Origin of the sequence: Paraburkholderia atlantica, from assembly GCF_000092885.1 — a bacterium.
In the GTDB taxonomy this organism is placed as follows: domain Bacteria; phylum Pseudomonadota; class Gammaproteobacteria; order Burkholderiales; family Burkholderiaceae; genus Paraburkholderia; species Paraburkholderia atlantica.
The window spans coordinates 892,176-913,628 of sequence record NC_014117.1; the positions used below are offsets into that span (position 1 = coordinate 892,176).

The 21,453-nt window shown below is 64.9% G+C and carries 21 protein-coding genes; 11 read left to right on the top strand and 10 right to left on the bottom strand.

From position 1 onward, the window contains the following. Positions 1–272 precede the first annotated feature (272 nt). Entirely contained in the window at positions 273–1,049 is a 777-nt protein-coding gene (locus tag BC1002_RS03965; protein WP_013088787.1) for an ABC transporter substrate-binding protein, read from the bottom strand. Positions 1,050–1,331: 282 nt separating this feature from the next. Further along, positions 1,332–1,595 (bottom strand): hypothetical protein, encoded by a 264-nt coding sequence (locus BC1002_RS03970; protein WP_157874646.1) that lies wholly within the window; start codon positions 1,593–1,595, stop codon positions 1,332–1,334. 55 nt (positions 1,596–1,650) lie between these two features. Here BC1002_RS03970 and BC1002_RS03975 point away from each other — a divergent pair, with 55 nt between their 5' ends. After that, complete coding sequence (locus tag BC1002_RS03975; RefSeq protein WP_013088788.1) at positions 1,651–2,361, top strand: pirin family protein; 711 nt, start codon at positions 1,651–1,653, stop codon at positions 2,359–2,361. Between the two features lie 140 nt (positions 2,362–2,501). Here BC1002_RS03975 and BC1002_RS03980 read toward each other — a convergent pair whose 3' ends face one another. Further along, complete coding sequence (locus BC1002_RS03980; protein WP_013088789.1) at positions 2,502–3,041, bottom strand: Spy/CpxP family protein refolding chaperone; 540 nt, start codon at positions 3,039–3,041, stop codon at positions 2,502–2,504. A 218-nt stretch (positions 3,042–3,259) separates the two neighbouring features. Between BC1002_RS03980 and BC1002_RS03985 the strand changes: the two genes are divergently transcribed. Together BC1002_RS03985 and BC1002_RS03990 are read left to right on the top strand one after the other, a co-directional pair. After that, the gene (locus BC1002_RS03985; RefSeq protein WP_013088790.1) at positions 3,260–3,985 is read left to right on the top strand and encodes a response regulator; all 726 of its coding nucleotides are present in this window, start codon (positions 3,260–3,262) and stop codon (positions 3,983–3,985) included. Further along, positions 3,969–5,285, top strand: a complete 1,317-nt coding sequence (locus BC1002_RS03990) for an ATP-binding protein (protein ID WP_013088791.1) — start codon at positions 3,969–3,971, stop codon at positions 5,283–5,285. Before BC1002_RS03985 ends, BC1002_RS03990 begins: the two co-directional genes overlap by 17 nt. 61 nt (positions 5,286–5,346) lie before the next feature. Here the strand turns inward: BC1002_RS03990 and BC1002_RS03995 are convergent, their stop codons facing one another. Both BC1002_RS03995 and BC1002_RS04000 read right to left on the bottom strand, forming a co-directional pair. Further along, positions 5,347–5,613, bottom strand: coding sequence for a hypothetical protein (locus tag BC1002_RS03995; RefSeq protein ID WP_013088792.1), 267 nt, complete (start codon positions 5,611–5,613; stop codon positions 5,347–5,349). A 170-nt stretch (positions 5,614–5,783) separates the two neighbouring features. Next, complete coding sequence (locus BC1002_RS04000) at positions 5,784–7,475, bottom strand: sensor domain-containing diguanylate cyclase (protein ID WP_013088793.1); 1,692 nt, start codon at positions 7,473–7,475, stop codon at positions 5,784–5,786. 778 nt (positions 7,476–8,253) lie between these two features. On the opposite strand from BC1002_RS04000, the gene BC1002_RS04005 reads away from it, so the two are divergent. Both BC1002_RS04005 and BC1002_RS04010 read left to right on the top strand, forming a co-directional pair. Continuing rightward, on the top strand, positions 8,254–10,005 hold the full coding sequence (locus tag BC1002_RS04005) for an ABC transporter permease (protein WP_013088794.1): 1,752 nt from the start codon (positions 8,254–8,256) through the stop codon (positions 10,003–10,005). A 19-nt stretch (positions 10,006–10,024) separates the two neighbouring features. Continuing rightward, complete coding sequence (locus BC1002_RS04010; RefSeq protein ID WP_013088795.1) at positions 10,025–11,371, top strand: ABC transporter ATP-binding protein; 1,347 nt, start codon at positions 10,025–10,027, stop codon at positions 11,369–11,371. Positions 11,372–11,438: 67 nt separating this feature from the next. Here BC1002_RS04010 and BC1002_RS04015 read toward each other — a convergent pair whose 3' ends face one another. The 3 genes from BC1002_RS04015 to BC1002_RS04025 all read right to left on the bottom strand — a co-directional run bounded on the left by BC1002_RS04015 (position 11,439) and on the right by BC1002_RS04025 (position 13,950). Then, a complete protein-coding gene (locus BC1002_RS04015; protein ID WP_013088796.1) occupies positions 11,439–11,975 on the bottom strand; it encodes a hypothetical protein in 537 nt (178 codons plus the stop codon). Further along, positions 11,972–12,550, bottom strand: a complete 579-nt coding sequence (locus tag BC1002_RS04020; protein ID WP_013088797.1) for a hypothetical protein — start codon at positions 12,548–12,550, stop codon at positions 11,972–11,974. Before BC1002_RS04020 ends, BC1002_RS04015 begins: the two co-directional genes overlap by 4 nt. Before the next feature lie 341 nt (positions 12,551–12,891). Continuing rightward, on the bottom strand, positions 12,892–13,950 hold the full coding sequence (locus BC1002_RS04025; RefSeq protein WP_013088798.1) for a sigma-54 interaction domain-containing protein: 1,059 nt from the start codon (positions 13,948–13,950) through the stop codon (positions 12,892–12,894). 360 nt (positions 13,951–14,310) lie between these two features. Between BC1002_RS04025 and BC1002_RS04035 the strand changes: the two genes are divergently transcribed. The 6 genes from BC1002_RS04035 (at position 14,311) to otsA (ending at position 19,119) form a co-directional block, all read left to right on the top strand. After that, positions 14,311–14,628 carry an ElaB/YgaM/YqjD family protein gene (locus BC1002_RS04035; protein WP_013088799.1) on the top strand — a complete coding sequence of 106 codons (318 nt, stop codon included), beginning with the start codon at positions 14,311–14,313 and terminating at the stop codon, positions 14,626–14,628. A 100-nt stretch (positions 14,629–14,728) separates the two neighbouring features. Further along, positions 14,729–14,980, top strand: a complete 252-nt coding sequence (locus tag BC1002_RS04040; RefSeq protein ID WP_013088800.1) for a hypothetical protein — start codon at positions 14,729–14,731, stop codon at positions 14,978–14,980. Positions 14,981–15,267: 287 nt separating this feature from the next. Continuing rightward, positions 15,268–16,668: a sigma-54-dependent transcriptional regulator gene (locus BC1002_RS04045; protein WP_013088801.1), complete on the top strand. Its 1,401-nt coding sequence runs from the start codon at positions 15,268–15,270 to the stop codon at positions 16,666–16,668. A 120-nt stretch (positions 16,669–16,788) separates the two neighbouring features. Beyond that, on the top strand, positions 16,789–17,046 hold the full coding sequence (locus BC1002_RS04050; RefSeq protein ID WP_013088802.1) for a hypothetical protein: 258 nt from the start codon (positions 16,789–16,791) through the stop codon (positions 17,044–17,046). A 200-nt stretch (positions 17,047–17,246) separates the two neighbouring features. Next, positions 17,247–17,459, top strand: a complete 213-nt coding sequence (locus BC1002_RS04055; RefSeq protein ID WP_013088803.1) for a hypothetical protein — start codon at positions 17,247–17,249, stop codon at positions 17,457–17,459. A gap of 232 nt (positions 17,460–17,691) precedes the next feature. Further along, a complete protein-coding gene (otsA, locus tag BC1002_RS04060) occupies positions 17,692–19,119 on the top strand; it encodes an alpha,alpha-trehalose-phosphate synthase (UDP-forming) (protein WP_013088804.1) in 1,428 nt (475 codons plus the stop codon). 166 nt (positions 19,120–19,285) lie between these two features. Here the strand turns inward: otsA and BC1002_RS04065 are convergent, their stop codons facing one another. Beyond that, on the bottom strand, positions 19,286–20,704 hold the full coding sequence (locus BC1002_RS04065) for an MFS transporter (protein ID WP_013088805.1): 1,419 nt from the start codon (positions 20,702–20,704) through the stop codon (positions 19,286–19,288). Between the two features lie 117 nt (positions 20,705–20,821). After that, the gene (locus BC1002_RS04070) at positions 20,822–21,325 is read right to left on the bottom strand and encodes a YbhB/YbcL family Raf kinase inhibitor-like protein (protein ID WP_013088806.1); all 504 of its coding nucleotides are present in this window, start codon (positions 21,323–21,325) and stop codon (positions 20,822–20,824) included. Positions 21,326–21,453 lie beyond the last annotated feature (128 nt).

Genomic DNA, 21,453 nt, shown 5'->3' on the forward strand with positions numbered 1-21,453 from the left:
TCGACGATGCGCTTCTCGCGCACCGCGAAAGACGCGGCCCGCGATGCGCCGCGTCGGGGACGAGCGCCTGGCTCGCCGTGATCCGCGGCGCACAGCGTGCCGCTGTGCAAATCATGCCGCAGAAACGTTGGTGGCTCCTGCAGCGCGCTTTTGGGACTTTCGTCTCGGATTGTTTTGAATCTACTGCTTTGTGTTGCCACCTTCGATGCCACTTGTACTGTCATCGCCACCGGCCCGAGCCGGCTTACCACTCAGTATCCTGCCTGTTTCGCTCAACGGCCAGGATAAATGTCGAAGTCGAAGTACTGCTTCTCGAGCTTTTTGAACGTGCCGTCCCGATGAACCTCGGCGAGCGCCTGATTGAACTTCGCCTTCAGGTCGGCATCGGCCTTGCGCAGGCCGATCGCGGTGCCTTCGCCGATCGTCTTCGGATCCTTCACTTCCGGACCGGCCCAGCTGAAGCCCTTGCCGCGCGGCGTCTTCAGAAAGCCGGCGTCGGCCTGCACTTCGTCCTGCAGCGCGGCGTCGAGACGGCCCGATGCGAGATCCGCGTACACCTGGTCCTGATTCTGGTACGGCACGACGACCACGCCCTTCGGTTCCCACCAGACCTTCGCGTACTGTTCCTGCGTCGAGCCCTGCTCGACGCCGACGCGCTTGCGTTTCAGCGATTCAGGGGTGGGCAGAAGCGGAGAACCGGTCTTCGCGATCATGCGGGCGGGCGCGTCGAACATCTTGTCGGAAAAGTCGATCTGTTCGCGGCGCTTGTCGGTGACGCTGAGCGAGGAAATGATCACGTCGAACTTGCGTGCTTTCAGCGCCGGAATGAGGCCGTCCAGATCCTGCGTGACCCACACGCACTTCACGTTCATCTTCGCGCACAGCGCGCGGGTCAGATCGGCATCGAAACCGACGATGTCGCCGTTAGGCGCCTTCGATTCGAACGGCGGATAACTGGCGTCGACCCCGATGCGCACCGTTTTCCATTCTTTCGCCATCGCGCCGGTGGCCATGACTGCCAGAGCCACGCACAGTGCGAACTTCTTCATGTTTCTCCTGAATCAAACTGATCGTCGTGATGACTCGACCCGACGAATGCCGGCCGAGGCCGACGGTCGCTATTCTAGGCGGTCAAAATTGCCGTGCCGCAGGGATTGTCGCCGCGCGCTGGTGTTCTTGCGCGGGCGGTTCGTCCGACGTGGTGCGCTGCTCCGGCGCGTTCGGTGCTTGCCGGACGTGCCTCGCAGGGTGGCGCCGAGTCGGAGCCCGCCGCCCCGTTGCGGCCGGCCCGGCGAGGCTTGCCAGCGCGGCCTGCACGTCCCGCTGGACGTCTACGCAGCTTGAAAAGCGCGGTATTTTACCCGAAGAGCGGCAAGCTGCCAGTGCAGGGCGGCAGCGAGCGGCAAGACGCCGCGCAGCGCGTTGTGCGTGCGCGACGCCGGCGCGGATTTGCGGGCGCGGGGCATCCCGGCGCCGGGCATCCGGGCGTCGGGCATCCGGGCGTCGGCCATCCGCGCGCCGGTCGCGCCGTGCGCGCGATTGCATGCAGCGATGGAACGCTGCGGTGCGGTCGCGCACGATTGTTTAGTGGACACGCAGCCCCTACATTTCCGTCATCGCTCTGATTGAATACTTCCCGGGAGACTTTCCATGATCGAGATTCGCCGCTCCGCAGAACGCGGTCACGCCAACCACGGCTGGCTCGACTCGTATCACAGCTTCTCGTTTGCCGATTACCGTGACCCCGAGCACGTGCACTTCGGGCCGCTGCGCGTGATCAACGAAGACCGTATCGCCGGCGGCCAGGGGTTCGGCGCGCATGGGCATCGTGACATGGAGATCGTCACGTATGTGCTCGAGGGCGCGCTCGCGCATCGCGATAGCATGGGCAACGGCTCGACGATCCGTCCCGGCGACGTGCAGCGCATGAGCGCGGGCACCGGCGTGCAGCATAGCGAGTTCAACGCGTCGCGCGACGAACTCGCGCATTTGCTGCAGATCTGGATCATTCCGCGCCGCGCGGGCGATCAGCCCGGCTACGAGGAAAAGCGCTTCGACGCCGACAGCAAGCGCGGCCGTCTGCGCGTAATCGCATCGCCCGACGGTCGCGACGGCTCGGTGACGATCCATGCGGACGCGTCGATCTACGCGGGACTGTTCGACGGCGCCGAACACGCGACGTTCGCAATACCGGCGGGACGTCTCGCCTATCTGCACGTCGCGCGCGGCATGCTGAGCGTGAACGGCACGGTGCTCGAAGCGGGCGATGCCGCGAAGCTCAGCGACGTCGACGCGGTGACGCTCGAAAAGGGCGACGACGCGGAAGTGCTGCTGTTCGATCTCGGTCAGTTGAACGGCTGATCCGAGCGGTTGGTTCGCGCGGCCTGCGCCTCATGCAGTGAGCCGCGTCAAACGAAAACGCCACGGAAAACCTCTTCCGTGGCGTTTTTCTATTAGCGAGGCGCTCTTTCCTGGTACGCCTCGCGGATGCAACGTGCCGCTTACTGCTTGGCGGCCGGCGCCGGCGCCGACGCCGCGCCATTGTGATGCTCCCAACGCTCGCGCATTTTCTCGTGACGCTGTTCCATCCGCGCGAAACGCTGCTTGATCGCCGTGCTGACGGTGGTCTTCTGCTGGTCGTTCAGGCCGTTATAGAACTTGAGCCACGCGTCGCTGGTTTGTTGACGCAGTTGCGCGTCCTTCTGCTCGATCTGCTGATGCGTCGCGGCCATCGCGTTCAGATCGAGAATAGGCTGCTGCTGCGCGGCCTTGAACTGGTCGTGAGCCTGCTTGTGGTTGGCGCGCATCGCTTCGTGGTTCTGCTTCATCGTATCGAGCGCGCTTTGCCACAGCTTTTCCTGTTCCGCGTTCAGCTTCAGCTGGTCGTGGAGTTGGGTCAGTTCTTTCATGAAGTGGCCATGCCAGCCGCCGGGGCCGCCGTGCGCCTGCTCGGCGGGTTGAGCGGCGTAAGCGGCGCCCGCGCCGATGGCGAGAGCGGTGGCAGCAACGGCGAGAACGCGCGACATCTTTTTGGTGGACATATGAGGCTCCTTGTAATGGAATAGCCGACGATGCAACCGGTCTTTGGACTGCCTGCACTCGGTAAGGCACAGCGTAGAGAACCGCGTGCGCCGCTGTGTTACGCGCCAGGACGCCGCCATTACCAGCAATTACGCGCGGCTTTCACCGTAACACCCGGTAACCCTTCAGACCGTTTGCAAAACGAAATCCCTTTCTGCCGCGCGTTAAACTTCATTCCATGGCTACTCAAATCCTGGTCGTCGACGACGACGTCGAACTGCGCGATCTGCTGCGCGACTATCTGGCCCGCCAGGGCATCGAAGTTTCGGTGCTGCACGACGCGGGCTCGCTCGAACGGCGCCTCGAGCGCGAGCGCCCCGACCTCATCGTGCTGGACCTGATGATGCCCGGCGTGGACGGGCTCACCGCGCTGCGCAAGCTGCGCGCGTCGGGCGACGATATCCCCGTCATCATGCTGACCGCGCGCGCGGACGACGTCGACCGGATCGTCGGCCTCGAACTCGGCGCGGACGACTACCTTGGCAAACCGTTCAATCCGCGCGAACTGCTCGCGCGCGTGCAGGCGGTGTTGCGGCGGCGCCGCACGCTGCCGTCGGCGGCTGCGCCCGAGCAGCGCGAGCCGTTCAGCTTCGGCCGCTTCACGCTGGATTTCCAGTCGCGCACGCTGCATCTCGAAGACAAGCCGCTCACGCTGTCGGGCAGCGAGTTCGCGCTGCTGAAGATCTTCGTCAATCACCCCATGCGCACGCTCACGCGCGAGCGTCTGCTGGAACTGCTGCACGGTCCCGAGTACGACGGCACCGACCGCGGCATCGACGTGCAGGTGTGGCGCCTGCGTCGCATTCTCGAAACCGATCCATCCACACCGCGCTTCATCCAGACTGTGCGCGGCCGCGGTTACGTGTTCGTGCCGGACGGCGAGCAGAATGCGTCGGCCCATTGATTCGCTGTTCGGGCGGCTCGCACTGCTCGTCATCGCGGTGCTGATGCTGTCGCATTTCGCGTGGTATGCGCTGATGCGGCTCGAACGTTCGCAACTGCAAACGCGCTACGCGGTCGAGGAAGCGACCTTCCTCGTCGACGCGGTGCGTCAGCACGTCGCTCGCACACCGGATCAACCGTTGCCGTCGCGCGTGAAGCTAGTCGACCCGGCGAGCCCGGACGTGCCGGCAGCCAGCGCGAACATGCCACCGCCGCTCGAGCGTTTCGTCGAGGACGTGCGCGACCGCATGCCGGCCGATACCCAGGTGCGCGTCGGTCCGCCCGGCGGACCGCCCACGCTATGGGTGCGCGCCGCGACTGATCAAAACTGGATCGTCGTGCCGGTTCAGCCGCTGCGCATGCCGCGCTCGCTCGACCGCACGGTGTTGTGGCTCGCCATTATTTTCTCGTTTGCGGTGATGGCGGCGCTGTTCGCCGCGTGGGCGCTGCAGCGGCCGCTGCGCTTGCTCGCGCAGGCCGTCGCGCGCTTCGGCCGCGGGCTGCCGGTGCCGCCGGTGCCCGAGCGCGGGCCGCGCGAATTGCGGCAACTCACGCACGGCTTCAATCAGATGGTGCAGGAAGTCGCGCGCACCGAGAACGATCGCGCGGTGATGCTGGCCGGTGTCGCGCATGACCTGAAGACGCCGCTCGCGCGTCTGCGGCTGCGCGCCGAAATGATGGACGACGCGAAGACGCGCGACGGCGTCGTGCGCGACGTCGATTCGATGACGCATATCGTCGAGCAGTTCCTGCTGTTCGCGCACGACGGAGCAGACCGCAGCGAACCCGTGGAAGTCGATGCGCAGTGCGAGCGTGTCGTGCGCAGCTATCGGGCGGTGACCAGCGATGCTCCGACCGTTTACACGGAGCTCAACGCCGGGCCGTCGTTTCTGTTGCCGGCCGCCACGCTCGACCGGATCCTGTCGAATCTGATCGACAACGCGCATGCATATGGGGCGCCGCCGGTGGTTGTAGCGACCGCGCGCACACCGCAGGGCTTTACGCTATCCATCAGCGACAACGGCAAGGGCATCGCCGCCCAGGACCTGATCAGCGCCAGCCGGCCGTTCGTGCGGCTCGATCCGGCGCGCGGCGGCAACGGCCATAGCGGGCTGGGTCTTGCGATCGTCGAGCGGCTGGTGCGGCGCGCGGGCGGTGAGTGGGAAATCGGCAATCACGGCGGCCGCGGTCTGCGGGTGTTGATGAGCTTTCCGTTCGAAGTGCTGCCGCGTGTCGCGACGGCATCGGAAAACGCCTGGTAGGAGCAGGGTGTTGGCGTCGCGATGCGCGCGCGGGGCGTCGGCATCGCGAGCGGGCGAGAGGTCAGTCCGAAAACAACGTATTCAATGCGTTCGCCGTTTCGCTGTCGACGGTATTCCACGTCACCGATTCCGCCTCGAAAATATAGTGCGTCGTATATTTGCCGAGGCGCGCGAGTATTTCCTCCTGAATCAGTTCCGGTGCGACTTCCAGTTTCAGATACCAAGCGGTCGACGACAGACGCGTCTGGAACGCGCCGTATTCGGCGAGCAGATGGTCGAATGCCTCAGCGTCCTGATCGCGACAGACGATCACCAGATTTCCCTTCATGCGAATCTCCCGTTAGTGCGATAGTGACAATCCGATATCAGGATCGATGATACCTGCTTCGCTGCGTGAAGCCCGGCGTCGTTTTAGCGTGGGCAGGGTGTTGGCGTGGGATGGCCAAACGGAGAGGGCGATACCGTCGCGCGCTGAGTTTTTCCGCGAGCGTCAGGGATTCACCAGGCATTCACCGCCGTGCGCGCAGGCGGCGCGGTATCGTCGGGCGGCAGTGCTTCGGTGCGATCGCGCCCGCCGGTTTTCGCCGCGTACAGCGCGGTATCGGCACGGCTCATCAGGCGCTCGGGCAGATCATCGAGCGACAGCTCGGTGATGCCGATGCTCACGCTCAGCCCCGCCGAGGCCGGCAGCTTCGGCGAGGGCATCGCTTTCAACCGCAGCCGCAGACGCTCGACCACCTCGCGCCCGCCTGCCAGATCGGTGGCCGGCAGCAGCAGGCCGAACTCCTCGCCGCCGAGCCGGCCGATTGCGTCGGAGCTGCGCAGCTCGGCGCGACACGTATCGACGAAATGTTCGAGCGCGCGGTCGCCGGCGGCATGGCCGAAGCGGTCGTTGATCTGCTTGAAGTGGTCGAGATCGGCGATCGCCATGCACAGCGGTTCGCGGTCCGCGTGCGCGCGATCGATCTCATGGCGCAGCAGGTCGAGGAAATAGCGCCGCGACAGCGCGCCGGTCAACGCATCGTGCCGCGCCTCCGCCGACAGCAGCGTATTGGCCGACTGCAACTGCTCGGCGAGATCGCGTGTCGCGCGGTGGTGGCGTCGCTCGCGCACGTAGGACACCGTGATCACCCACGCGAGCGCGACGGTGCCGGACAGTGTCAGGAACACCAGCAGATGGTCGCGCTTGTGATTGCGCAGCAGCTCCGGCCACGCGGCGAGCGGATCGACCAGATGCGCGGAGAGCCCCGAGTTCAGGCCGCCGCGGTTCTGATAGAGCGCCGGGGTCGGCTGCTCGATCATGCCGAACAGCTGCGCGGCGACCGACGCCGGCACCCACGGCGCCTGCTCGCGCACCTGCGTGTCTTCGCGGATCAGCATGTCGGGGAACGTCTCGCGGCGGTAGATGATGCGCCGCTCGGTGGGGTTCATCTGCGTGACGCGCGAGTTCGGCAACGCGTGGCCTTCGAGCGCGCTGTTGTGCGCCATGATGATGACGCCGTTGTCGTCGGAGACGAAGGTGCCCGCGTGCGCGACCCAGTGGCGCAATCGCGCGATGCCGACCTTGGCGACCACCGCGCCGACCAGCAGCCCGTCCGAATACACCGGCGCGGTGATGAAGATGCCCGGCTCGCCGCTCGCGCGACCGACCCCGTACGCTTCGGCGAATGCGCCGAGCAGTGCGCTCGTCAGATAGCCGCGCGCGCGCATATCCACGCCGACGAACGATTGCTGTGCACCCTCGGGGTTCGACATCGTGCTGCTGGAAGCGACGCAGATGCCGTTCGCATTGACGATCCAGACCTGATCGAGCCCGGAGAAGCCTTGCGCTTCATGCAGGAACCTGCTGACCGCCGCCATCTGCGGGTCCTTCAGCAACGCGGCGCGCAAGGCGGGTTCCGCCGCCTCGCTGTTCGCGGCATAATTCTGCGATTGCACGAGGGCACGCTGGACCACGTCCATTTCGGCCATGGTTGCGGGGATGGCGCGGGACATCGCGAGGTCGCTGGCAATCACTTCGGCCATGTTGTCGACGATCGACGTGGACATTTGCCGCTGCGTGTGCAACGCCGCGTCCAGCTCTTGCTGTACCATCCGGTCCGCGACCATGCCAGCCACGAACCAGCAGGCGAGGACGATCAGCACGAAGCTGACCGGCCCGGCTATCTGGCGCAAGGTTGTCCTGTTCATCGACCCTCTGATCCGTCTGGCTGTGACATGCAACTTGCTTGTTGGTGGGCAGCGTGCTCTCAACGCTGTGTCGTTATCTGCGTCAGCTGCGGTTTCGTTCCGTCACGAGCGACGTGCGCTACGTTGTCGCCATGCCCGGATGAACCGCTGATAAACAGGTAAGTCGTTTCCCGATTTTAACCGTCGCGAAGCACGTTGCCACCGTTATTGGTGGGATGCTGTCTGCATATGCCGCGCCGATTAGATTCTTAACGGCAGCCGCGCGGCATTCTTGATAGCTGTGTGGACGGATGGAGCGAATGAGCGGCGACGGCCGCGGTGTCAGCCGATGTGGCTTGCGCGCCACGCCGCGAGACAGCCCGCGACGTGTCACGCTGAAGTACGCGCGAGCGGGGTACAGTGCGGCGCGGCGACGCGTGCCGGGGCTTGCTGAAGCCTTACGCCACGGCCTTGCGACGCCGTCTCGCGATTTGCGGCGAAAGGTTGTGCCTGAAACATAGGATGGTGTAGTGTCGTGCCGTCCAAAACGAGGAAAGCCCGCCAGCCCTCGGGCGGCGCACGCGGCGACAGGAGTTCGGCGTGATGGTTGTGGTCGTGGGCGACGCGTCCACGTAGCTGTCCATTGCCGGCCCATGTGTCTCCAACGCTAACGATTTACCACGCACGCGCGTTTTGCCATGCCCGATTTCCGCTTTCCGGACCGACCCATAGACCGCCGCGGAGCAGCCGCGGCCTCCTTCGAGCGTTCGAATGCCTGTTTCAAGAGGGAGGGCATCTGATGGATTTCAGCTTCAACCTGAAGCGCACCGCCAATGCGTCGGCATGGCGGGTGTTGCCCAACCGCTGGGACTTCGTTGCATTCCCGCTGATCATCTGCCTGATCGCGATGGCGTCGATCGGCTTTCACGAGACGCTCGCGCCGATGTCGACGCTAAAGACCCAGGCGATCTCGCTCGATCCGGCCAACCTGCCCGAATACGCGATGCGCACCACGCTGCGCATGCTCGCGGCGATGGTCGCGTCGCTGATATTCACCTTGGTCTACGGGACGCTGGCCGCCAAGAGCCGCCGCGCCGGTCTCGTGCTGGTGCCGATTCTCGACATCCTGCAGTCGGTGCCGGTGCTCGGGTACATCTCGTTTACGGTCACGTTCTTCCTCGCGATGTTCCCGGGCCGCGTGCTCGGCGCCGAGCTCGCCGCGATCTTCGCGATCTTCACGAGCCAGGCCTGGAACATGACGTTCAGCTTCTATCAGTCGCTGCGCACGGTGCCGCGCGATCTCGATGAAGTGTCGCGCGGCTTTCACCTGACCTCCTGGCAGCGCTTCTGGAAACTCGAAGTGCCGTTCTCGATGCCGGGCCTGATCTGGAACATGATGATGTCGATGTCGGGCGGCTGGTTCTTCGTGGTCGCTTCCGAAGCGATTACGGTCGGCAACAACACGATCACGCTGCCAGGCATCGGCGCTTACCTCGCGCAGGCGATCAGCGACAAGAACCTGCACGCGATCGGCTGGGTCATCCTCGCGATGACGGTCGTGATTCTCGCCTACGACCAGTTGCTGTTTCGTCCGCTCGTCGCGTGGGCCGACAAGTTCCGCATGGAGTTCACGAGCTCGGGCGACGCGCCGGAATCGTGGCTGCTCGACCTGATCCGCCGCACGCGGCTGATTCACCGGCTGCTCGTGCCGCTCGGCTGGATGTTCGCGCGCGCGGCTCGGGTGCGTTTCCAGTTGCCGGCGTTCAGCGCACCGCGCTTTCACATCCCGCAGAGCGAGAAGAACTCGAAGCTCGGCGACATCATCTGGGCGGCGATCGTGCTGCTCGCCACGGTGTACGTGGTGTACCGCGTGTTTCTGTATGTGCGCACCGGCGTGACGCTCGACGAGATCGGCCACGTGTTCTTGCTGGGGCTGGTTACGCTGCTGCGCGTGGTCGTGCTGATCGCGATCGCTTCGGTGATCTGGGTGCCGGTCGGCGTGCTGATTGGCCTGCGCCCGGCGCTCGCGGAAAAGGTGCAGCCGCTCGCGCAGTTCCTCGCGGCGTTCCCGGCGAACCTGCTGTTCCCGGTGTTCGTGATCGTCATCGTGCGCTTTCACCTGAATCCGGACATCTGGCTGTCGCCGCTGATCGTGCTCGGCACGCAGTGGTATATCCTGTTCAACGTGATTGCCGGTGCGAGCTCGTATCCGAACGACTACCGCGAGGCGGCCAAGAATTTCCACATTCGCGGCTGGCAGTGGTGGCGTCAAGCGATGCTGCCGGGCATTTTCCCGTACTACGTGACCGGCGCGATCACCGCGTCGGGCGGGGCGTGGAACGCGAGCATCGTTGCCGAGTTCGTGCAGTGGGGCGATACCAGGCTCGCCGCGCATGGCCTTGGCGCCTATATCGCGCAGACCACCGCGGCGGGCGACTATCCGAAGATCATCGTGGGCATCGCCGTGATGTCCCTGTTCGTGACCCTGTTCAACCGTCTGCTGTGGCGTCCGATGTACGCCTACGCCGAAGGCAAGCTCCGTCTAGATTGAGAAATGAAGGCTTAACGCGATGCAAAATCCTAAAGCTGCTATGACCGCCGCGCCGATCCAGACGCCGCCGAAGCCCCCGCGCCTCGGCGAGGAAATCCTGCGCGTCAAGGACGTGTGCCGCGGCTTCAACAAGACTCAGGGTGAACTGCTCGTCCTCGACGACGCGAACCTGTCGCTGCGCGAGGGCGAGATCGTCGGTCTGCTCGGCCGTTCGGGCTCGGGCAAGTCGACGCTGTTGCGTATCATCGCGGGCCTGATCGAGCCGACCGACGGCGAAGTCACGTACATGGGCAAGCCGCTCGAAGGCCCGGCGAAAGGCGTCGCGATGGTGTTCCAGACCTTCGCGCTGTTTCCGTGGCTGACCGTGCTGCAGAACGTGGAAGCGGGTCTCGAGGCGCAAGGCGTCGGCGCGTCGGAGCGGCGCACGCGCGCGCTCGCGGCGATCGACCTGATCGGTCTCGACGGCTTCGAAAACGCGTATCCGCGCGAGCTGTCGGGCGGGATGCGTCAGCGCGTCGGCTTCGCGCGCGCACTCGTCGTCGATCCGACACTGTTGCTGATGGACGAGCCGTTTTCCGCGCTCGACGTGCTGACCGCCGAAACGCTGCGTACCGACCTGCTCGATCTGTGGACGCAGGGCCGCATGCCGATCAAGGCGGTGCTGATCGTCACGCACAACATCGAGGAAGCGGTGTTCATGTGCGACCGCATTCTGGTGCTGTCGTCGAATCCGGGCCGCGTGATCGCCGAGATCAAGGTGCCGTTCAAGCATCCGCGCAATCGTCTGGACCCGGCGTTCCGTCGTCTCGTCGACGAGATCTACGCGAAGATGACCGCGCGCCAGACCGACGAAAAGACCAGGAAGGGGCTCGAGCTCGGCAGCTGGCTGCCGCACGTGTCGACCAACCTGATGGCCGGTCTGATCGAAACGCTCGCCGCCGCGCCGTATCACGGCCGCGCGGACATGCCGGAAATCGCGCGCTCGCTGCATCTGGAGGTCGACGATCTGTTTCCGATCGCCGAAGTGCTGCAGCACCTCGGTTTCGCCGACGTGCGCGAGGGCGACATTTTCCTGACCCCGCCGGCGCGCGTGTTCTCCGAATTCGGTACGCAGGAACGGAAAATGATGTTCGCCGAGCATCTGCTGCGGCATGTGCCGCTCGCGGCGCGGATCAAGAAGGTGTTGAACGAGCGGCCGGGACATCGCGCGCCGCGCGTGCGCTTCGAGCAGGAGCTGGAAGACTTCCTGTCGGACAGCGCGGCGGAAGAGACGCTCGACGCGGTGATCAACTGGGGCCGTTACGGCGAGATCTTCTCGTACAACGACCAGACCGAAATCTTCAGTCTGGAAGACGTGGAGTCTTAAGTCCGGGTCGTCGCGGAAACGAACGCGGTTCGGACAAAAAAGCGGCGAGGAAAGCCTCGCCGCTTTTTTATTGCAGGTTGCCCCAGCGTGCGACCGCCGGTTCGGCCGTCGCCCACTTCCAACCGTTGTCCTGCTGGCACGCGCTCGCCGTGAACCACCTCTCGGGCGCGTCCGGGCCGTCGCCGTCCTGCACCGAGAACACGAAGTCTTTGCACAGCGCGAGCGCCGAGTTGACCGCGCGCGTCACGCGCACCTGGCCGTGACCGTTTTCGATCGGCAACGTGTGTTTGACCGACCAGGGTTTCGTTTCGCCGACCGGCATCGTGCCGACCAGCGCCGCCATCAGATCCTGCTGATCCTTGTGCATGCTGCGCATGTAGCGCGCGACCGCTTCGTCGGTGGCGGCCTGCACGGCCACGCCGACGCCGAGCGCGATGGCCGGATTGCTGGTCACGATGCCCGAAGCGACACCCGCCGCCGCGCCGCTCGCGGCGCCGATCGACGCGCAGCCGCTCGCCAGCAGGCTCGCGCCAACGCATAGCGCGCCGGCCGCGACGAGCCGCACGCGATCACCCATCGGAACGCCAAGCGAACGCAATCTCATTGCAGCGCACCCCAGCGCTCGGTGGCGGGTTCGGCCGATGCCCAACGCCAGTCCTTACCGTCGCGGCAGACCGATGCGATATAGAACGCGCTGTTCGCGGGCTTGTCGCGGGTTGCGTTCTGATCGACGGAAAAGACGATTTCCTTGCAATCGAGCGCGCCGGTGCTGATCAGGCGGCTGACGGTCACGCGGCCGTGTTCGTCGTCTTCGATCGGGAAAGAGTGGGTGATGCTCCAGGGGGCGACAGCGCCGACCTCGAGCGGACCGGCCGCTTGCGCAATGCTGTTCTGCGTATTCGTGTGGACCACACGCTCCGAATACTGCACGCCGGCGCGCGCCGCGGCGACCGCGCCAAGACCGATACCGGTCGCGACCGCCGCGTTGCTGGTGACCTTGCCCGCGACCGCGGCACCCGCGATGCCGGCGCCCGCGACTGCGCCTTCCGAGTACAACGAACTACACCCGCTCAATGCCGACGACACCGCCAGCGCCAGCGCAAGCAGCGCTATTACGTGGGGGCGTTTGCCTGCGACAACGGACTTCGCGTTGTCGGCCCACACCATGTTCTTTTGCATTTCTCCCGTCCCTGCCCGTACAGGTGCCTGCGTTCACGCGTCGCGCGTGTAACGAAGGACACGTCGTTTACTACGCTGCCGCATTGTGCAGGATGCGTTTTGTAATTGGCAGCGAAAAAATGCAAGCAATTGCAAAACACCGTGCGCCGCGATGTTTTCTGTTGCAAGGGCGGAGGGCTTGCCTGGCTCTGCCAGGTGTTCGGGACGCCAGGCAGATTCGCCATCGATGTGAGAGCTGGCGGGGGTGAATTCGGTGCGGCGAAACGCGCGGCGAAAGGATCACGACGAATAGCGCAACAGCGGGCCGCCGCCATCGGCGAACGGCCTACGTTGCAGCGTGCCTATGAGTCGGATTCGTCTTCGCCGCTTTCGTCGCCGTACGCGCTCAGCCGGTTGTACAGCGTCTTGAGGCTCACGCCGAGCGCTTTGGCCGCGCGCCGCTTGTCGCCGCCGCAGTACTTGAGGGTGCCGAGAATGATCTGCTTTTGCGCGTCGGCGAGCGGCGTGCCGATCCACACGCTCATCGCGTCGCCTTGCGTGACCGCTTTCTTGACTCGCGACGCAAGATGCGGATGTGGCAATTCGACGGTCTTCTCCGCGAGAATGAACGCGCGATACACCGCGTTCTTCAACTCGCGCACGTTGCCCGGCCACGACCATGACCGCAGCGTTTCGATCGAGCGCTTGCTGAAGCTCTTGTTGGTCGCTTCCTGCTGGTTCAATTGCGCGAGGAAGTATTGCGCGAGCAGCTCGCGATCGTTTTCGCGCTCGCGCAGCGGCGGCGCGCGCAGCGGAAACACCGCGAGCCGGTACATCAGATCCTCGCGCAAGCCGTTTTCCTTGACGGCCACCGCGGGATCGCGATTGGTCGCGGCGATCACGCGCACGTTGCCGCTGATCAGCTCGTTGCCGCCGACCCGATAGAACGTGCCGGTTTCAAGCGCGCGCAGCAGCTTGACCTGGCGCACCGGCGCCATTTCGGTGATTTCGTCGAGAAACAGCGTGCCGCCGTTCGCATGTTCGAAGTAGCCGATGCGGCCTTGGACCGCGCCGGTGAAGCTGCCTTTTTCGTGGCCGAACAGTTCGGCTTCGATCAGCTCATCGGGAATCGCGCCGCAGTTTACGGCGACGAACGCGCCGTCCTTGCGGCCGCTGCGCTCGTGGATGGTGCGGGCGATCAGCTCCTTGCCGGTGCCCGATTCGCCGATGATCAGCGCGGTCGCGTCGGTATCGGCGACGCGTTCGATCTGCTCGTACAGATCGAGCATCACCGGCGACGAGCCGTACAGCAGCCCGTACGATTTCAGTCCCGCGACGGCATCCCCGACGCGCTGCTTCGATTGTGGCGAAGCATTGCCGCCGGCGGACACGGTGGGCGAGTCCAGATCGATTGACGCCATAAAAGGGGGAGTCCTGTGCAAATGAAGTTCGTAATGCGGCGCGCAGGCCTTGAATGCGATAGACCGTACAGCCACTATCTCATAAAAGACGATTTAACCACTTCGACACGGATTCCGGCAATCGAACTGGCAGCGGCTGCGGCAGCCATGCGCGCAATCGGTCTAAAGTGCTCGAAATTGGCCTTTGTCAGCGCGCTGAAGCGGTAAATATACCGGGCACATGCATTGCATCATTGACCGTTTGACCGAGTCGTGCGAGCTTTTGACGGCTACGTCGCGGCGGCGCTGGCGAGCGCAGGGCGGCAACCCGGCAACCCGCATCGCGGGGCCAGGAACGCCGAATCAGACGAGGAGTGAACGATGACCGACACCACGCAACAACTTGCACTCGGCGGACAGAAGATCGTCGAGGATCTCCGGGTGCTGCTGAGGGACTCGGAGGAAATGCTGCGGCTCGCCGCCAACGTGCCGGGCGAAGGCGTGGACGCCTTGCGCGACCGGCTCGGCACGCATGTGGAAACGCTGCAATCGGCGCTCGGCGATGCGCAACGCAACATGCATCGCCGGTATCGCGAGGCGGCGGTCAGCACCGAGCACTATGTGCGCAATAACCCGTGGCGCGCGCTCGCGCTCGCGGCGGGCACCGGTTTTCTGCTGGGCGTGCTGGTCGCACGTTAGAGGCGGCGCGGCGAGCGACGCTCGCATCGGCTCGCTGAAAGGCGCGGCGCACGTCTGGCACGACCTGCACTCATCTGCATCACGATCCAAGGAGTTCATGATGACACGTCCCACGATTGGTCTTTTTAGCGCATTGATGGCACTCGGCGGCTTTCTCGCGGTTCGCTACGTGCAACACAAACGCACGGGCCAGATTTCCCCGGCCCGCGAGTTGAGCCGCTGGGAAAACGAGGGCGGCGCGGTGGCGGCGCCGGCAACTTTGTCGAGCGAGCTAGCGCCCGCCTCTCAAAGCACCAACGGCTCAGGGCAGGTTGCCGGCGAACACCGCGCATGGCCATTTCCGCGTGGCTAACGCGCGGCGCTCGAAGCCCAGCGAGGGCGGCGATGCAGCCAGATCGGCGGTCGGCGCCTGGAAGGGATTGTTAAATGGATTCTATAAACCCGTATAATAGGCAAATAGACAACAATGACGCATTAGTCGGCCGGAATTCCACCGTTATTGTTGCAATTTTTCATCAAATGGTCGGCGAAGCGGGACTCACGTCGAATCCGCGTCATGCAGACGACCCGAACGAGCGGCATGCCCATGGCGATGTTCCGCATATTTTCTGACCCACGCTTGCAGGCTTTCCAAACGCGATGCCACATGTACTGATTGTCGATGACGACGCAGGTACCCGCGAGGCGCTTTCCGCCATCATTGGGGAAGACGGGCTGACCACCGCCACCGCGGGCGATCTGCGCGAAGCGCGTATTCAACTGATCCGGCAGATGCCGGACGTCGTATTCACCGACCTGAAGCTGCCCGATGGCAGCGGGGTCGATCTGTTCGAAGATCTCGATCCGCGCTCCGGCGTCGAAGTGATCGTGATCACGGGTCACGCAACGGTCGAGTCGGCGGTCAGCGCCCTGAAAATGGGCGCGGCCGACTACCTCGTGAAACCGATCAACATGCAGCGCGTGAAGGCGATCCTGTCACGCCTGCCGCGCCCCGGCGACCTGAAAGCCGAAATCGGCACGCTGCGCGGCGAGTTGCGCCGCATGGGCCGCTTCGGTCTGATGCTCGGCAATTCGCCGGCGATGCAGGAGGTCTACGATCAGATCAGCCGGGTCGCGCCGACGGCGGCCTCGGTGATGCTGGTCGGCGAATCGGGCACCGGCAAGGAAGTCGCCGCGCAGACGCTGCACGAGCTGAGCCTGCGTCGCAAGCACGCGTTTCTCGCGGTCAACTGTGGCGCGATTTCGCCGAATCTGATCGAGTCGGAAATGTTCGGCCACGAGCGCGGTTCGTTCACCGGCGCGGATCGGCAGCACAAGGGCTATTTCGAGCGCGCGAACGGCGGCACGCTGTTCCTCGACGAAATCACCGAGATGCCGATCGAGCTGCAGGTGAAGTTGCTGCGCGTGCTCGAGACCGGCATGTTCATGCGTGTCGGCACGACCAAGGAAATCGAAACCGATGTGCGTCTGATCGCGGCCACCAATCGCGATCCCGAGCAGGCGGTGCTCGAGGGCAAGCTGCGGCTCGACCTTTACCACCGGCTGAACGTGTTTCCGATCAGCCTGCCGCCGCTGCGCGATCGCGGCAAGGACGTCGAACTGCTTGCGCAATCGTTCCTAGATGAGCTCAACGAGCGTCACGGCACGAAGAAGCATTTCCCGGTCGCGGTGAAGGAAATGCTGCTGTCGTATCCGTGGCCGGGCAATGTGCGCGAGCTGAAGAACTACGTGCAGCGCGCGCACATCATGTCGAGCGCGGATTCGGATACCACGGCGACCGTGCCGTTGCAGATCACGCTATCGAAGCCCGCGACCGGCACCGCGATCACGATCCCGTTCGGCACCTCGCTCGCGGAAGCCGACCGTCAGCTGATTCTGGCGACGCTCGAGCAATGCGGCGGCGTGAAGACGCGCGCCGCGGAAATTCTCGGCATCAGCCTGAAGACGCTGTACAACCGGCTCGTCGAGTACGGCAACGATGCGCGCGAGGACGGCGACCCCTCCGACGAATCACGCGCGCTCGGCGGCGCGGACGCCTGATCCGCGCTCGTTCCCACGTCGTCCGCATCATCGGCAATCGCCCGCCCGGGCTCCGGGCGGGCACCCTGACGGCACAGGCCTTGCTGCGCTTCCGGTGGAACGCAAAACGAGGTCACCGACATGCCGCACCTGCCGCCGCACCTGCCGCATTACGCTGCCGTTTCCCCGCCGTCCGGGCCGTTGCACGCTCACCGGCCCGAACCGGTCGAGCCGCCCGCCGCGCCGCCGGACCCGGCCGAACCCGACACGATCCCCGGCCCGACACCCGATCCGATCGAGCCCGTGGAACCGGTCACGCCGCCGATCGGCGATCCGCCGCCGCAGCCGACGCAGACGCCCCAGGCCGCCGACCGACGAGAGCGTCCGCTGCAATGCTGATGCGACCCCTCGATGCTGATGTACTATCGCGCGCCGGATGCAACCGAACCCGCGCTGCAGCGGATCGTTGCCCCGCTTCGGTGCAGTGCATTGCTGTACTTGTTACAAAGCCGGCGCATCTTTTACCGGCAATTTACGGTTTCGCCCCCTAGACTGTAGGGATGCCGCAACAAGCGGCAGGCTTCTCCGGAGGCACGATCATGAGACACCCCGCATTGCGTCGTTCCGCGCGGCATTCCAAGCGCGGGCCACGGCCGGCCGATGTCAAGACTGAGCCGGCTGAGTCGCCGGACCCGGCGGCGCAGAACCGGATCGCCCCCCATACGCCGCCGGACGGCGAGCACAACCAGGGCGGGGTGCGTCAGGAAGGCCTCGAATACCAGCGCGATCTGGGCTCGGAGCAGGACGCCTGACGCAGCGCAGTAGCCGCGCGGGGTGTTCCAGCGGCAGCGATGCCGGTAAGAAAGACCGCCGCTTTGGTCCGGTTGAACAGAAAAATTTTCTTCGCAATTCGTGGGGATTGCGGGGATTCGCTCGTTTGTCACATTTTCATACAACTTTATTTCCGATATCTCAAATATCGGCACGTTGCTTGCATGCACCGTTTTGGCGCAATTCCGCATACAACGAAACAATGGAGCACTAATGAGCAGATTGATCGTGGTATCGAATCGTGTCGCACCGATTCAGGAAGCGCGTCCGGCAGCGGGCGGGCTCGCGATCGGCGTGCTGGACGCGCTGAAGGAAACCGGCGGCGTCTGGTTCGGCTGGAGCGGCGAAACGGTCAGCGAGCCATCCGCGCCCGTGATCGAGAAGCAGGGCAACGTCACCTACGCGACGGTGGGCCTCACCAAGCGCGATTACGACGAGTACTACCGCGGTTTTTCGAACACCACGTTGTGGCCGACCTTTCACTATCGCAACGACCTGTCCCGCTACGACCGCGAGGACTATGCGGGCTACCAGCGCGTCAACGCGACGCTGGCGAAGCAGTTGAAGGAACTGCTCAAGCCCAGCGACATCATCTGGGTTCACGACTACCATCTGCTGCCGTTCGCGCGTTACCTGCGCGATCTCGGCGTGAAGAACCCGATCGGCTTCTTCCTGCACATTCCGTTTCCGGTGCCCGAGGTGCTGCGCACGATTCCGCCGCACGAGGAGATCGTCAAGGCGATGTGCAGCTACGACGTGATCGGTTTTCAAACCGAGGCGGATCGCCAGTCGTTCGTCGACTATATCGAGCGCGGCCACCACGGCACGTCGAGCGAAGACGGCATGGTGCACGCGTACAACCGCTTCCTGAAGGTCGGCGCGTACCCGATCGGCATCTATCCCGATGCGATCGCCAAAGCCGCCGAGCAGTTCACCGACCGTAAGGCGGTGCGCAGCCTGCGCGACGGCATGCGCGGGCGCAAGCTGATCATGAGCGTCGACCGGCTTGATTATTCGAAGGGGCTGGTCGAACGCTTCCAGGCATTCGAGCGGCTGTTGCAGAACGCGCCCGGCTGGCATGGCCGTGTGTCGCTGGTGCAGATCGCGCCGCCGACCCGCGCCGACGTGCAGACCTATCAGCGCATCCGGCAAACGCTCGAAGGCGAAGCGGGCCGCATCAACGGCCGGTTCGCGCAGCTCGACTGGACGCCGATCCAGTATCTGAACCGCAAATACGAACGCAATCTGCTGATGGCGCTATTCCGCCAGTCGCAGGTCGGCTACGTGACGCCGCTGCGCGACGGGATGAATCTGGTGGCCAAGGAGTACGTCGCGTCGCAGGACCCGGCCGATCCGGGCGTGCTCGTGCTATCGCAATTCGCGGGTGCGGCCGAGCAGTTGCCGGGCGCGCTCGTCGTCAATCCGTTCGATCTGTCGCAGATGGCCGAAGCACTCGAACGCGCGTTGTCGATGCCGCTCGCCGAGCGTCAGGCGCGTCATGCGGACATGATGGAGCCGATGCGCGAGAACAATCTGTCGGTTTGGCGCGATACCTTCCTCGACGATCTGCGCCATGTCGCGACCGCTTCTTCGGTGACGGCCAAAGCGGTAAAGCTCGCTGACGTGACGGCATCGTCCTGAGCGGATAGTCGCGGCCCGCGCGGGCGGGCGACGCGTGAGCCGGTCACGTCGTGAATGAAGTGACAACGAAGATCGAAGCAAAAAGGGCGTGCATCGCGTCGTGCGATGCATGCCCTTTTTTCGTGGATGCGTTGCAGGTCGCACGGCCACGATCCCGCCACAACCCTCAAGCCGGCTGCGTCACCTTCTGCATGACCCGCATCGTGCTGACGACCGCCGCGACCGCCGAAAACCCCGCGGCCACATACAGCGCGACGACCGTCCCGCTTTGCGGCGCGACGCCGAAGATCAGTGCGACCAGCGCCGCGCCGAGCGTTTGCCCGGTCAGGCGCGCGGTGCCGAGCATGCCGCTCGCGCCGCCGCTGCGTTCGCGCGGCGCGGACGACAGTATCGTGCGATTGTTCGGCGACTGGAAGATGCCGAAGCCCGCGCCGCACAGCGCCATGCGCCACGAAATCTGCAGCGCGTCGGGGTGAGGTCCGAGCGTCGCGAGCAGCAGCAGGCCGACCGTCATCGCGGCGAGCCCGACGCCGCCGAGCCAGCCGGACGATATCCTGTCCGACAGCACGCCCGCGATCGGCGCGGCGATGATGATGATCGCGGGCCACGGCGTCATCAAAAGACCGGTTTCGACCTGCGACATGCCGAGCGTTTCCTGCAGCAGGAACGGCAGCGACACGAACGCGAGCATCTGCGCGCAGAACGAGCAGACCGACGTGCCGATCGACAGCGCGAACACCGGAATACGCAGCAGGTCGATCGGCAGCAGCGGGGCGGGCCGCGTCAGTTGCCGGCGCACGAAGAAGTAGCCGACCACCAGTGCGCCGAGCGCTTCGAGCGTCACGTAGCCCAAGCGCTGACCGTGGCCCAGGCCATCGACCGCGAAAATCAGCAGGCCGAACACGAACGCGTTCATTACCGCGCTCAAATAGTCATACGGCGATTCGTGGCCGGGGTTCATCGGCAGCGCCTTGAAGCCGCCGACGATCGCAGCGATCCCGATCGGCACGTTGATCGCGAACAGCCACGGCCACGTGGCGATCGCGAGCACCCCTGACGCGACCGTCGGCCCGACCGCCGACGACACCGCCACCACCATCGCATTGATCGAGACGCCGCGCCCCAGCTGCGCCGGCGGATAGATCATGCGCACGATCGCGGTGTTCACGCTCATGATGCCGGCCGCCCCGAAGCCCTGGACCACGCGCGCGAGCGCGAGCGTCGCAAGCGAGTTCGACAGCGCGCAGCCGAGCGACGCAACCGTGAACAGGATCAGCCCCGACAGATAAATGCGCCTGTAGCCGATGCGGTCGCCGAGCGACGCCATCGGCAGCAGCGAGATCGTGATCGCGAGCTGATACGCGTTGACGACCCAGATCGACGCGGCGGCGCTCGCATTGAGGTTGCGCGCGATCGTCGGCAGCGCGACGTTGGCGATTGCGCTGTCGAGCACCGCGAGCGTCAGCGACAGCGCGATGACCAGCATCGCCCAGTAGCGTTGGGGAACCGGCAGGCCCAGTTCCTTGCCTTCGAAGCGGGGAGTGGAAGGCGTCGGGCCATCCGTGCGCGGGGAGGGTGCGTGCATCGATTATTCGATTTGTCGGAGATGTAGCCGCGCCTGTGCGCGGCTACGCGCTGGCCGCCGCTGGCATATCGGTCGGCGCGGCGCCAGCGCTGCCGGGACGCCGGCGCCGCGCTCGCGTCATTTGAGTTCGTAAAGGCCGGTGTGGGTCGTCGAGTCGATTTCGTTCAGATGCGTCATGAAGCGCGCGACCGCGTTGGTGGTTTCCGCGCTGACCGGCAGATGCGGCACCTTCAGCGCATGCAGCCGGAAAATGAAGCGATGCGTGCGATCGCCGCGCGGCGGCGCGGCACCGCCGAAGCCGACCGTCCCGTAGTCGTTGCGCAACTGTATCGCGCCCTGCGGCAGCAGCGAGCCGTCGGCCTTGCCGGCGTTGCGCGGCAGCGAGCGCGCGTCGGCCGGGATGTTGACGACGACCCAATGCCAGAAGCCGCTGCCGGTCGGCGCGTCGGGATCGTGAACGGTGAGCGCGAAGCTTTGCGTGTCCGCGGGCGGCGCTTCCCATTGCAGTGACGGCGAGATGTTTTCGCCGTCGCCGCCGAACGCCTTGTCGTTGTATTCGTGGTCTCTCGGCATGAAGCCGTTGTTGGGAAAGTCGTCGGACCAGAGACGGAAGTCAGCCATGATGTGCCTCCCTTGTTGATTGCTTCTGGGATCGTCGCAGTGCGCGATGTCGCGGCGGGCGAGGCGCATCTCGTGGCATGCCGGAGCGCGTGAGGACGTGCCGTGAAAGCGTCGGGAAAGCAGCCGGA